Source organism: Eubacterium sp. AF34-35BH, assembly GCF_003477765.1.
GTDB lineage: Bacteria > Bacillota > Clostridia > Lachnospirales > Lachnospiraceae > Eubacterium_G.
Genome location: NZ_QUDZ01000001.1, coordinates 106,894 through 121,495, shown reverse-complemented (window position 1 = coordinate 121,495; position 14,602 = coordinate 106,894). Strand labels below are relative to the sequence as shown.

Here is a 14,602-nt window from a genome sequence, read left to right as displayed (position 1 = left end):
AGAATTTTTATACATTATAACCAACATATCGTCACCCATTGTAAAAATTAGGATTTACATCTTTCGTTCTATAAATTATTTTTTCTTTTGCTTATTAAAGATTACTCATTAACATAATATTTCTATATTATTAGTTTTTCCATAAAGCAACTAAACATATTTTGAAAAACATAATAATATTAGGTTGACATTACTTTTTCAAAATTGCATAATTAAGAAAAGAATGTCATTTCGTACTTTGTTATATCAAAATGGATGTTTAATTGTTGTACTTTTTGTGCTTAGACGTTTAGAAAGGGATATAATATGATGAAATGGACGAAACATATAAAAGACGAAAGTGGAGCATCCGCAATTATTGTTGCGTTGATGCTCGTTGTTTTATTAGGCGCTGCTGCACTTGCTATGGATCTTGGTTCAGCCTACTCCACCGGTGCTAAAGTGCAAAATACATGTGATGCTGCTGCACTTGCCGCAGCCAAGGAATTACCAAACCGCTGTTCAACAGAATCAGTGGCAAAACAATTTGTAAAGGAAAACGGTATTAATCCTAAATATGCCAAGATTACCATTAACGATTCTTCTTCCCGAGTGGAAGTCAGCATAAACAAAAAAGTTAATACCGGATTCGCCAAAATTCTTGGTATTAATACTGTTACTGTACAAAAGAGAGCAATTGCAAGCAAGGAAACCGTTCCTGTTGTGGAAACCCACAAAAAACTTAACAATATTTTTAATTATCTTCTTTTTCAGGGCAGTACAGACGATATGGTTTTCAATTCAGGCGGTATGGGTATTTACGGTCAGGTTCATGGAAATGGTAACATAATAATTAACGCAGCCCTATGTGCCTTAGGCGGTATATCTGAATCTGGTAATAATTTATATGCTACAAGCAGTTTTCCGGTTGTTAAGAAAAACGAGTCAACAGGGGAGTTTGAAGAAGTTGGTACAGCTAAAATTCAATGGTGGCCATACAAAATACAAATTCAATCAAACGATGGTTCTATTATTGATGATATTACAAATTCTGAATATTACATCAAAGAAGAAAAAGAACTTACTATGCCTGATTTTATAATTGATAATGTTGATGCTTTGATTCCGTCACAGCGACCAACCTTAACCAGTTTTTCCGGTTGGGATACTATTAGCAGCGATATTAATTCTGCTTCTTCTAACAATGCACACTTTACCGGTAAATCAGGAACTTTAACAAAGAGTTTTTCTCATATAATTTATGCCGATGGTGATTTAGAAATTAATTCACGAACCAATGATATTGTTATTAATGGAGATATTTATGTAGATGGCAATTTAAAACTTTCAGCTTATGGATGCAAGTTGACCATAAATGGTAATTTATATGTAAGTGGGAATACAACTTTTTCAACTAATGACGATATAACAGTCAATGGCAACATATACTGTTGTGGTGATATTAATTCAGATGGTGGTTCCATTGGTTCCATAAATTGCGACTATGTATACTGCAACAACTTTATCCCTGGTGGAAAAGCCGATATTTCAGGCGTGTTGGTTGCAGAAAACAAAATTAAATTTACATCATCATCTAACAGCGTAAGCGGTTCTCTTGCTGTGGTCAGTAAAAACGGCGACATTGATCTGACTGCCGGTTCTCAGGAGTTTAACGGTATTGTTTATGCTCCAAAAGGAACTATTTCTCTTGGTGGCGTTACAACTGTACATGGAAATCTGATTGCAAATAAGTTAAATCTTACATCTGCAATACAAATCTATCCACTTACAAATTCCATAATTGATGATTTGTATGACACGGTTTTAAAAGATTCAACTACAGAAACTACTACTTCAACGTCAACTTCCGTAAAGCTTGTAGAATAAACTACAATTTCGACGGTACTTTCTATTACATAAAAAAATCTGCTTAGCTTAAAACTACTAAGCAGATTTTTCTTTGTATTTTTGCATCCTTTATTTTATTCCGAATATAAGTTTAATTAAATTCCAAAAAAAATGACTGTTGTATGGTTCAAAAAACATATTCCCTAGCTCCTCTCTTATTCCCGTACGTCTTTCTCCCTTATAGTATACTTTGCAAAAAAGTTTTACAAGTGTCGTTTTTTTTGGCGAGCACGCTTTTTTTATAAAAACATATTTATTTTTAGTTCATTTTAAACTTCAATTTTTGTTATAAACATACAATCTTTCCACTCTGTTTCGATTGTTCCGTCATACTTTTCCAGTATTCTATGAACATTTTTCATGCCATAGCCATGATTTTCTTTGTCCTTCTTGGTAGAAATTCCTTCCTCATAATCTCTTTTTGGAGAGCTATTTTTTATCGTAATGTAAAGTCTGTCACGATAATTTCGAATCTCCATTTCAAGTCTTCTTTTGCCTGCATATTCAAGAATTGCTTCCTTTGCGTTATCTAAAATATTTGCAAAAATAACACATATTTCAGTGTTTCCAAGAATAATATTTTGAGGAAATTTTCCAATAATTTTCACATCAAGAGGACCATCTTCACGAATTTCCTGTATCTTTGCATTTATTATGTAATCTGAAATAAGATTTCCTGTTTTGTAAATGGTATCTGTTTTTGAATAACTTTTAAGACCATTTAAATATTTTTCTATTTCGTCATATTCTTTCTTTTCAACCAACACTTTTAACGCTGTCATATGCTTGTTTACATCATGTTTAAAAGCTCTAAGCTCTTCGTCTTTTTTCATAACATTTAGGTAATAATTCTTCTGATCTTCAATACATTTTTCGTTTAAGGCATTAATCTCTGCCAACTGCTTTCTGGAACTTTCTACGTTTATGTAAAGAACACAAAGGGTTACTACGAAAATGATAACACTATTGTTGTAATCACAACTAATCTTTTTGTGCCATATGTGATTTCCCCTAACATCATCCCCTGCATGCAGGCTGACACAATACACATAGCAACGATTGCTAATATTATCAATATGTACTTAACAATGTGAATGTATTTTAGCCTTTCTCGTAAAACGACATTTTTCTTTCTCATTATATAGCCGATTATGAGAAGTGGTAAAATACCTACCACATCTGCCAGAACATCAATGTACTGTTCATTTGCCCGATACTGCTCTCCAAGTGGAGTAACTGCAACCAATACCAACCACATCATCAAATCTATAAATGATGCTGTAAACCATTCTATAATTATACTTAATATAGATAATCGCCTACCCTCTGAAAATAAAATCGTTACTATCATGGTAATAAGTAGTAAGTTGTTTAAAAGGCTCAAACTTCCCTGTATGTATGTTCCTATACCAAGTAGTAGCCATATAGGTATCATTAAATATTTTTTCTTTCCATTGGATGATTTTAAACCAATAATATAATATGAAATAACAACAAATTTCATTGTTTCAAAAATGTATATTAACAATGCAATAATTTTATCCATTAGCAAAACCTCGCATTTTCTTTGCAATACTGACTATATTCTTTTTTTATTTTACTTTTAAGCCTTGCACTAACCGGTATCTCTTCTCCATTTACAATAATTGTTTTTTCTTTTATTTTTTCTACATATGCCATATTTGCAATATATGTTCTATGAACACGTATAAATCCCACACCGGCAAGTGTCTTTTCTAACTCTGTGCTTGAACGGCGCACCGACATTTTACTTCCATCTTCTAAATGAAGAATATTATATACGTGCTCTGCCTGAATGTAACAAATATCTCTGCTGTCAATACCATCAATATTAACTGTATTCATAACTCTTTTTATGGCATTATCAAGCATTACCGGCAATTGACCGTCCAAATATTTTTTCGTAACAAATCCCATAACATTTACGCCAAACGCCTGATTCATCATCTCATCATGACTTGTTACAAAAATAATTATTGTATCCTTTTTTCTATTTTGGAAATTGTTTTTTACAGAAATCCCGTCTAAATTTTCCATTTCAATGTCCAATATCAGAATATCATACTCCCCCTCTAAAACTTCCTTGCCATCAGTAAAGGTCTCAATTATTATATTCTCATCCTTGTAACTATTTGCTACCTGTTTGCAAATAGCCTCAACTGATTCACGCATGATTTTTTCGTCATCACATATTCCAATAACCATTTTCAATTTTCCTTTGCATCATTAAGTATTCAGCTTATTCATGCTTTATCCATATGTATGTTAAACATCGTAGATCCCCAATGTATATTTCTATTTTATACGTTAATAATGTTTTCAGCAAGGATTGATTTATTTTTAATTTATTAACAATAAAAAAATGGTATCCCACCTCTTTTTTCAAGAAGGAACACCAAGTTAAAAAGTATTAATTTCCCGGAATCCTTAACTTATATTGGTTTTAGTGTTTTTGAGAATTGTAAAAATTTAAAGGACATTTATTATACTGGTTCAAAGGAATCATGGTCAAAGATAAATATCAGTTCATCATCTAATGATGAACTGTACAAAGCTAAAATTAAGAAGTAATTTCCATACTTTCTAAAAAATAATAAAAGCAAAGGTTGCGAGTATCACAATCTTTGCTTTTATTATTATCACTTAATTATAATTATCTTCAAAAGTCCAAATCTTGCTTCCTTTGTCATTTACAATGACACCAAAATTTTCCTTGCCGGCATTAATAGCTGATTTTTTGTCATTGTAAATTCCTTGAAGTCTTCCGTATGAATAAACAAAGAATTTACCTTCAATATTCTTATATATGTCAGCGTTTAAAACTTCAACATTACTACTAAAAGTAACTGTTGCCGGTTTGTTTATTTTCAAGGCTGTATTAGAATCTAAATTGTTTGTAAATGCAATTGCCAGTTCCTGCATCTTTATATCATCCATGTAAAAGCTGGACTTTACTACGGGCTGTTTAATTTCCGTATTATTAAGAATCTGGTCATCACCAATTTTCTTATTATTTTTCCACTTATTAAAACTAATTACAGAATCTGTCACCTCAATATTTGACAAAATCACCCCTGATTTCTTATATGTCTTAACTTCCTGCAACTTGTTATCAACAATCTTTAAAGTTGTAATTGGAAAACGCGCATACTTTCTTGTTGATTTTACTTTTGCCATACCATAAACAAGATTCTCGCCTGTAAAACCACATACTGTTATTTTGTAGCCTGGTTCTGTTATTTCTTTTTTAGTACCTGTTGATAAATCTACAACAGTTATTGAATCACTATCATCTAATGTTCCATTTGTATTGTAAGCAATGACTTTTCCATCATCAGTTGAAACACAGCTTCCGTCTTCTAACTTATCTACTAGTATGCCCCACTCTTTTGTTTTCAAATTAACATAATAAATTGTATTATTTATCATTAAATAAACTGTTCCATCACCTTTATAGCATAAATCCTTCATTTCATTTGTAAGAATCTGGCTAGGTTCATCGCTAGGTATAAAGGCAATTTCTGTTGTAGTATTTTTCTCCCAGTTATAATCCATTACCGAAATACCATTTTTGCCCCTGTGATAGCCACTTGTGCTGTAACCGTAAATAATAAACGTAAGATTTCCCTTGTCATCAACATTTACAACCTTCGCCTTAGTCTTATACAATGTCTCTGAAGACTTTGCCTTAAGTTTATATGGTGACTTAATATTTTTTTCTATAATATCCATTACATAAACATCGCCATTTATTTCATAGGCAATGTACTGCTGATTGCTACTTTCCTTATATACTGTAGTTGTCTGTTTCTGTATTCCCAAATCGATAAACGAATTTCCCACATTATTTTCGTTGCAATCCCAGATTTGATTTACTTCCCTATTGTATGCGAGAATATAATTCTTTCCTTTAAAAGTCCAAACAGTCACTGTTTCTGCTACATTATACTTTTCCTTTACTTTCTGAGCATTTGTAGCCTCAATTTGATAGTTTAAAGTATATGTGCCTGATTCACCTGTGTCTTTAATATAAATATCTTTGGCAGACACAACCACGTCACTTATTTTCTTAGGTCTGAAGGTTTTCCAAATTACCATTCCCAAAGTTGATCTGATTGTAGCCTGACCTAAACTGTCACTTGCATACTTTGAATTTGGTTCCAAATACGCCGCAACATCACTTGATTTTTCCTCGTTAAATGTATTTTCACTAAACTTCTTAGCAAACTTAATCTGATTAGGAACAATCTTATCTCCATTCATAATTGTGGCTCTTGTGTAGTAATATACTTCATGGTCACTTGCAGTCTCGATTATAAATTTAAGGAAATATTCTTTTCCCTGTTCCATAATGGCACTTGCCTGATATGTTAAATCAATAGTTCCTCCATTTTCTTTCCAATCTTCAATTGTACCATTATCAACAAGACTATTGTTGTTGTATTCTTTTACTTCATACTTAACAGTTTTAATTCTGTTTCCCTGCGTTTTGATAGCCATAGGAACCTTATGACTTGTTGAAATTGGAACGATTACATCTCTCATTAAGCTCTCGTCCATTGGCATTGTGTAACCGTCAAGTTTTCCTATAACTTCATCACCATACTTCAATGTAATTGTAGGAAGTTTTTTCATTTTTGTTTCTTCTTTTTGATTGTTATTTTGTGCTGTGTTATCCTGATGGCTTTTGAAAACAATTGCACCTGCAACTGCTATAAGTATTACTGCCAAAACAGATACCACTACTGTTGTCTTCTTTTTCATTATATCTCCTATTTCAACCTATCTTTTTAGGCACTGAAAGGGCAGTTCAAGCTGCCCTTTAGTTAATTTATTTTCCTTTTGTTGTTTTTACTTTCTGTTTTTTTCTGTCTCTTCTGGACATTTTCTTTGTATGCTTTTTCTGTACCGGCTTAGATTCAACACTTGGTTCTTCCTTTGCCTTTTCAGATTCTATAGTTTCGTTCTTTGCCTGGGCTTTAGTTTCTGCCTTTGGTTCTTTCTTTTTCACTTTCTTATTTACTACTTCAGGAAATTTAAAAATAACTGATTCGTAAGGTCTAAGTGGCATTTCAAGTCTAAACGGCATACCGTCACATTCGCTTTCAATTGCCTTATATGTAACCTCCTGTTTTTCTCCTGTTTCTGTAGTAAGAAGTCGTGTATAAGTTCCTGCCTTTGGTACTCCAACGCAGTAGTCAGGTCTTTCTATCGGAGTGAAGTTGCAAACAAAACCAATTGAATTCTTATTGTCAGGTTCTGTTGTTTTTCTTATGAAACTAAAAATACTCCTGTCTGCATCATTTGCATTAATCCATTCGAAAGCACCATAACCTTTTGTCTCTGTATAGAGAGCAGGATATTCTTTGTATAAATGCAATAATTTCTTTACATAATCCTGCATATCCTTGTGTTCTGGTTCGTCTAATAAATACCAATCAAGACTTCTGCTTTCTGACCATTCCTGTAACTGTGCAAATTCTTGTCCCATAAACAGTAACTTACGTCCGGGATGACCCAACATAAATGTATATGCAGTTTTTAAATTCTTAAATTTATCAGCAGGATAACCTGGCATCTTATTAATCATAGAGCATTTCAAATGAACAACCTCATCATGTGATAAAACTAAAATGAAGTTTTCGCTAAATGCATATGTCATGCCAAAAGTCATCTTGTTATGGTTGTTCTTTTTAAACAATGGATCTAACTTAGTATATTCTAAGAAATCATGCATCCAGCCCATGTTCCATTTGTAAGAGAAACCAAGTCCTCCCTCTTTAGGATCCATTGTTACCTTTGGCCATGCTGTTGATTCTTCAGCAATAATATAAGCTCTTGGATTTCTGTAGTTCATAACACTGCTTAAATGTTTGAAAAATTCTACAGCTTCAAGATTTTCTTTTCCACCATAAATGTTTGGAATCCACTGACCGTCTTCTCTACCATAATCGCGGTAAAGCATTGATGCTACGGCATCAACTCTAAGTCCGTCAATATGATATTTTTCAACCCAGAATAAAGCATTTGCAATAAGGAAATTGCTTACTTCTGTCTTTGAATAATCAAATACCTTTGTGCCCCAATCAGGATGTTCACCCATTCTGCTGTCAGCATATTCATACAATGGTGTTCCATCAAAAAATGCTAAACCATGTTCATCCCTTGGGAAATGTGCAGGAACCCAATCAAGTATTACCGCAATTCCTGCTTCATGGAATGAATCCACAAGATACATAAAATCCTGTGGGGTTCCATATCTTGAAGTAGGTGCATAATAACCTACTACCTGATATCCCCATGAACCATCAAATGGATGTTCCAAAATTCCCATTAATTCTACATGTGTGTATCCCATGTCCACAACATATTTTACAAGTTCATCAGCCATTCTTCTATAGTCATAGAAGCCATCTTCATCGTCAGGTCCTTTATAGTTCTTTCTCCATGAGCCAGGATGTACTTCGTATATAGACATTGGCTTTTCATAATGATTTTCAGACGCTTTTTCCTTAATCCATTTTTGGTCATTCCATGTATATGAGTCGATATTGGCTACACGAGAAGCGTTGCCAGGTCTCATTTCTGCCCAGTTTCCGTAAGGATCTGCTTTATATAAAGTGTCTCCGGTTTGAGTAGAAATAACGTACTTATACAATGCTCCTTCGTCTACTCCTGGAATGAATAGTTCCCAAATACCTGAATCATTCTCCATCTTCATATTATGGTCGTATCCAATCCAGTTATTAAATTCTCCAATGACTGAAACATTTGTAGCATGTGGTGCCCACACTGCAAAATATGTTCCTTTAACACCATCAATTTCCGTAACATGTGCTCCTAATTTTTCATATATTTCGTAGTGTGTACCTTCTCCAAATAAATAACAGTCGTCTTTTGTTATAGCTCTTTTATTTTGCATATGGCCTTCCTTCCCGCGCACCAATACGCCCTTTATTAGTTTGATTTTTATACTCTGTTATAGTTAATTAAACATCCCTTTAAGATAATATCTCTTTCATCGTCTGTCATTTCACCTAACTTTAATGTAAATGGTTTTAATTCGCCCTCACCAACTACATATGCAGGTATATCTGACTTCTTGTCCTTAACAGCTTCTGCAATGTTAGGTACAAAAATATAGTCATCTTTCTTAAATGGAAGTTCTTCCTGTTCATAAATAAATGGAAGCATACCCCAGTTAATAAGGTTTGAACGATATCTCTTTGTAGCATATTCCTGTGCAATGTTAGCCCAGCCGCCTAAAACTTTCTGACATGATGCAGCCTGTTCTCTTGCTGAACCGTCACCTGGTTTTACAGCATAGATTGTGCTACCAACTCCAACATTGTCTTTATTTACATCAGGGAACTGTCCCTTGATTGTTTCCATGATTGCTTTATATTCATCTGAATAATCGCACATGCACTTGCCTTCTTCTCTAGCTTTTTCAACCTTCTGAACTTCCTTGGCCTTGCCTACATATTCAGGGTCTTTTCTTGAAAGTGCAAACTCTGCAAGTCCTAAAGGATTTGATCTGTATGAAGATGTTTCTCCTGAAGGAATAAGTTCGTCAGTTGTTGTTACAGGGTCATGAATTTCTGATACAACTTTAAGTAAAAGATTGTCTGTAAGTGCAACCATTTCAGGCCAGTCCTTAATGTTTGGTCCAAACTGAATTTCAGTATCAGGGTCTGCAACGCCATGTGAGTCAAATACTCTGTTTGAATATATGCTACTATCAAAGTGATATGTACGATTCTTAAATTCTACATCAACATCTGTAGCTGCTGTTAAATAACCCTTGTTGGCTGCTGTAGCTGCAATAGATCTTGCATCCATAAGTGCAACTGATGAAATCTGACCATTCTGTAATTTACTGCCTTCTCTGTTAGGGAAGTTTCTTGTTGAATGTCTGATACTAAATGCATTATTACTTGGTGTGTCACCTGCACCGAAACATGGTCCACAGAATGCTGTTTTCATAACTGCTCCTGATTCCATAATTGATGCTGCTGCACCGTTCTTTATAAGTTCCATGTATACAGGCATTGAAGCAGGATATACACTAAGTGTAAATTCATCAGCACCAATGCTCTTTCCATCAAGAATATCTGCTGCTGCACAAATATTTTCAAATCCACCACCTGCACAACCTGCGATGATACCTTGATCAACATATAACTTTCCGTTTCTGATTTTGTTAGTAAGCTTGTAGTCAACCTGACCATCTAATGAAACTAAAGCCTTCTTTTCAACATCTCTTAAAATATCTTCAAGATTTGCATTTACTTCTTCAATTGTATATGTGTTACTTGGGTGGAAAGGCATTGCTATCATAGGTTTAATCTTTGATAAATCTACATAAACCATTCCATCGTAGTATGTAACTTCTCCAGGATTTAATTCCTTGTATTCATCTACTCTTCCATGAATGTCATAGAATTCCTTAATCTTTTCATCTGTTCTCCAAATTGATGATAAACATGTTGTTTCTGTAGTCATTACATCAACACCGATTCTGAAGTCTGCACTAAGACTTGACACACCAGGTCCAACAAATTCCATAACCTTGTTCTTAACATAGCCCTTGTCAAATACTTCGCCGATAATTGCAAGTGCAACGTCCTGTGGTCCAACTCCCTTTGCAGGTTCTCCTGTCATGTAAATTCCAATTACTTCAGGTCTGTTAATGTCATATGTCTGTGAAAGAAGCTGTTTTACTAATTCAGGTCCACCTTCACCCATTGCCATAGTACCAAGGGCACCATAACGTGTATGTGAATCAGAACCAAGAATCATCTTTCCACCACCAGCTAACATTTCTCTCGCAAACTGATGAATAACTGCCTGATGAGGTGGTACATAAACTCCACCATATTTCTTTGCGCATGTAAGTCCAAACATATGGTCATCTTCATTAATTGTTCCACCTACTGCACATAAACTGTTATGACAGTTTGTAAGTACATAAGGAATTGGGAATTTTTCAAGTCCTGATGCCCTTGCTGTCTGAATAATTCCAACGAAAGTAATATCGTGAGATGTTAATTTATCAAACTTAATCTGAAGCTTGTCTATGCTTCCAGATGTGTTATGATCCTTCAAAATTCCATAAGCAATTGTGTTCTTGCCTGCTTCTTCTTTTGAAAGATACTTACTTCCTAATTTACTTTTTAAAAGTTCTTCGTTTCCGTCCTCAATAACTTCTGTTCCGTTAATGAGATACGCTCCGCCATTTGATAATTTGATCATTTCTGCCTCCTACGTTTTACTAACCTTTCAGTTCTTTTAAGTATACAAAATTTAGGGCTTATTTTCAAGTAAGATTGATGGTTATAGCACCTTTAAGTAACGTTACTTTTTTATTTTTCATACACAAGAGATAAACCGTATAAAAACGATTCATTTTCAAACGTAAAGAGGTCACTCCAAAACTACAAACTGTTTTGAAGAGACCTCTCCTTTTTGATATATGGCTTATCTAAATTTATTTTCTTTTAAGTTTCTTAAACTGCATATATTTAACCTTGATTCCGGCTAAAACAACTTCTAGTTTAATATTATATGCACCCTTGTCTAACTTAACCTTGCAAAGTTTTTGAGTAATCCAGTTACCGTCTGTACCGTTTGTCTGAATAACTGCCATGTTCTCGCCGTTTGCATTTACATTTACAGTAGACTGAGCTAAGTTTGATTTCTCAAATGCAATATTTACAATGATTGTGTATTCTGCATCTTCTTCTACAATCATTGTTGCTTCCTTGCCACTGTTGAACATAACCTTGTTGTCTTCTGCTAAGTTAAACTGTTCATATTTTGCTTCACTTACAGGAACTGAAGGATAATGTTTAGCAACATCTGTGTCAACTAATTCTCTTTCAATTACCTGTGCGTTAAGGATAAAGTTGCAAATGTTAATTGCTGCTCTTTGAAGTTCTCCAACTGTTAAAGTTCCTGCTTCAACAGAGCTTTCTGTGTTATCGTTGTTTGAGTTTACTTCTGCACCATTGTTATTTACAACCATGTATACATCATTCTGTGAACGAACCATGTCTCTTATATCCTGATTTGATTCTTCTCCACCGAAGGCAACGTCGTTCATCTTTGCCCACCAGTCAGTCATTACAATACCTTTGTATCCCCATTCTCCACGAAGAACTGTTGTACAAAGGTCATAGTTTGATGCAGCCCAATGTCCGTTAATAGGATTGTAACTTGTCATAAGAGTCATTACAGTGCCTTCTTTTACAGCCATTTCAAATGACTTTAAGTAAATTTCTCTAATTGCACGTTCTGAACAAACAGCGTCAACCTTAAATCTATGTGATTCCTGTCCGTTTAAAGCAAAATGCTTAATTGTTCCCCAGGTACCACCATCCTTAATACCTCCTGTTGAAGCAACTGACATTGTTGCTGAAAGGTATGGATCTTCTGAATAATATTCAAAGTTACGTCCGTTAAGCGGATGTCTGTGAATGTTTACACCAGGTCCAAGTAAAGTATCTACCTGATTTGCTCTTAATTCTTCACCTTCCATTGTGTAAAGTTCTCTTACTAACGGAGCATTCCATGAAGCTGAAAGAGCTGTACCAATTGGAAGCTGTGTAGCTTTTCCATCATATCTAAGACCACTTGGTCCATCTGCACAACATGCTGCAGGAATTCCATAATTAAATAATGCATCTGAAATTCCACCAAAAGCTGAAGCTGTACCCTGAGTTACTCTAGGATTACTCATACCTTCGCCTCTTACAATCTGTGCTAATTCTTCAACTGAAAGCTGTGCTACAAAATCTTCAATTGTGTTTTTTCCTTTATATACATCCTGAAGAGTAATTCCCTTATCACCTGTAATTTCCATTGTTTCTGGTAAATTATTTTCAATTCTCTTTGCCATGTCTACTGTTGGCTTCTGTGAAGGGATGTATTCTTTTTCAAAAGTTCCGTCAGCTTTCTGTTTGCCTGGTTTTAAAATAGTTAAGTTCTCGTCATTTGGGCAACAAACTTCTGATAGCTGTTCTGTTACTACTAATTCTTCAACATTGTATGTAAGAACTTCTTTTACATTTCTTACACTGTTACCTACATATATTGCATAGTCACCTGCTTCTAAAACATAGCTGGACTTATTTCCTGTAACTCCACTGTCATCATAGGAAGCCATGTCTTTTACAGCAAATTCAATTTCAACTGTCTGGCTTTCTGATGGTGCAAGCTTATTTGTTTTAACATAAGCACAAAGTTCTTTTGCAGGCTTTCCTAACTTGCCCTGTGGTGCGCTGTAGTAAACCTGAACAACTTCTTTTCCTGAATATGTATCACCTGTGTTTGTAACTTTCGCCTGAAGTTTAACTTTTTCGTCTTCTACCTTTGCAGATAAAGTTTCAATATCAAATGTTGTGTATGACTGTCCGAAGCCAAATTCATAGACAACCTTTTCAGGTGCAAAAGTTTCGAAATATCTGTAACCAACATAAATATCTTCTTTATAAAGATTTGTAAGTGGATCTCCGAAATTCTCATGTGATGGGTAATCTTCAAGGTTCTCAGCAATTGTGTCAGGTAACTTACCACTTGGTGTCTCTTTTCCTGAAAGAACGTCAACAACTGCGTTTCCACCTTCCATACCACCTGACCAAACGTATGCTACTGCCTTAACCCTGCTGTTAAACTTTGGATTATTAACCCACTTCATATCAATTATATTAGAAACATTTAAGACAACTACTACATCTTCAAATGCTTCTGTTATGTTTTTAATATTAGAAATTTCTTCTTCTGTTAATAAATAACTTCCCTCTCCGTTATAGTTATCTTTGTCTTCTCCGGCTGTACGTCCAATAATGTAAACAGCCTTGTTTGATACCTGAGCCTGTTTCTTTGCGTACTCTACAGTAATGTCCATGTCTTTCTGGAACCAAGGCTCGCAAGCCCAGCCGCCGCCACCATTGTCAAATGGATGGTCCTTAAGCCATTCTACATAATCATTTGCAAGTTCTTCATTAATATTAAGATTGCTGTTTTTGAAACCATCTATAATATTTGTAGCATATTCTACCTGAACCTCTCCACCTGAACCGGTTCCGCTTCTATAATATTCTAACTGTGGTCTACCAAAAACTGAAATCTTATCCTCTGTTGAAAATGGGAGTACATTGTTCTGATTCTTTAGTAAAACAATGCCTTCAACTGCCGCTTCTCGGCTTTTTTCTGCGAATCCCTTAACAGGAACGCCCCTTAAATTCTCGCTCATTCAATTTTCCTCCAACTTTATTATCCCTTAACATAATTAAATTCAATGATTTTTTCATTAAAAATCTCACGCTAAATATCTATAAATCACTATATCATAGGGAAATGGGAATTACTAGATTTTATGGGCAGAAAAATGTTTTTATTAGCGTGAATTTGCCGCTTTTCCGAAAACATTTTTATTTCTGTTTTTTATTCGCATGAAAAGGCATTATACATAATGTCGGTCTATAATTGTAACGTTTTTATTTTTAAACATAAAATACTTTTTATTACTTTTTTTAAAGAAATAATGTCGCCAGAGACATTATCGGTGCTGAATGCGCTAATCCCAACACTGTATTTTTATCACGCACTATATTTTAACACTATAAAATCTTTTTCCCATATTTAATATAAAATTTATTGGATAATTATTATAAATTTTCAAACTTTTTTT

8 protein-coding genes are annotated in these 14,602 nt (G+C 34.3%); 1 reads left to right on the top strand and 7 read right to left on the bottom strand.

Features of this window, described 5'->3' with window-relative positions; all coding sequences use genetic code 11:
* The first annotated feature begins 306 nt into the window (after positions 1-306).
* A complete protein-coding gene (locus tag DWZ69_RS00625; RefSeq protein ID WP_118435586.1) occupies positions 307-1,866 on the top strand; it encodes a TadE/TadG family type IV pilus assembly protein in 1,560 nt (519 codons plus the stop codon).
* A gap of 290 nt (positions 1,867-2,156) precedes the next feature.
* Here DWZ69_RS00625 and DWZ69_RS00620 read toward each other — a convergent pair whose 3' ends face one another.
* The 7 genes from DWZ69_RS00620 to DWZ69_RS00585 all read right to left on the bottom strand — a co-directional run bounded on the left by DWZ69_RS00620 (position 2,157) and on the right by DWZ69_RS00585 (position 14,164).
* A complete protein-coding gene (locus DWZ69_RS00620) occupies positions 2,157-2,786 on the bottom strand; it encodes a GHKL domain-containing protein (RefSeq protein WP_118435583.1) in 630 nt (209 codons plus the stop codon).
* A gap of 47 nt (positions 2,787-2,833) precedes the next feature.
* Positions 2,834-3,433, bottom strand: a complete 600-nt coding sequence (locus DWZ69_RS00615) for a hypothetical protein (protein WP_118435580.1) — start codon at positions 3,431-3,433, stop codon at positions 2,834-2,836.
* Entirely contained in the window at positions 3,433-4,113 is a 681-nt protein-coding gene (locus tag DWZ69_RS00610) for a LytTR family DNA-binding domain-containing protein (protein WP_117999294.1), read from the bottom strand. The genes DWZ69_RS00615 and DWZ69_RS00610 overlap by 1 nt, the downstream gene beginning before the upstream one ends.
* A 438-nt stretch (positions 4,114-4,551) precedes the next feature.
* Entirely contained in the window at positions 4,552-6,672 is a 2,121-nt protein-coding gene (locus tag DWZ69_RS00600; RefSeq protein ID WP_118435577.1) for a hypothetical protein, read from the bottom strand.
* A 67-nt stretch (positions 6,673-6,739) separates the two neighbouring features.
* On the bottom strand, positions 6,740-8,830 hold the full coding sequence (gene glgB / locus DWZ69_RS00595) for a 1,4-alpha-glucan branching protein GlgB (RefSeq protein WP_117999292.1): 2,091 nt from the start codon (positions 8,828-8,830) through the stop codon (positions 6,740-6,742).
* A gap of 47 nt (positions 8,831-8,877) precedes the next feature.
* Positions 8,878-11,163, bottom strand: a complete 2,286-nt coding sequence (locus DWZ69_RS00590) for a hydratase (protein ID WP_118435574.1) — start codon at positions 11,161-11,163, stop codon at positions 8,878-8,880.
* 235 nt (positions 11,164-11,398) lie between these two features.
* Entirely contained in the window at positions 11,399-14,164 is a 2,766-nt protein-coding gene (locus DWZ69_RS00585; RefSeq protein ID WP_118435571.1) for a glycoside hydrolase family 3 protein, read from the bottom strand.
* Between the last annotated feature and the right edge of the window lie 438 nt (positions 14,165-14,602).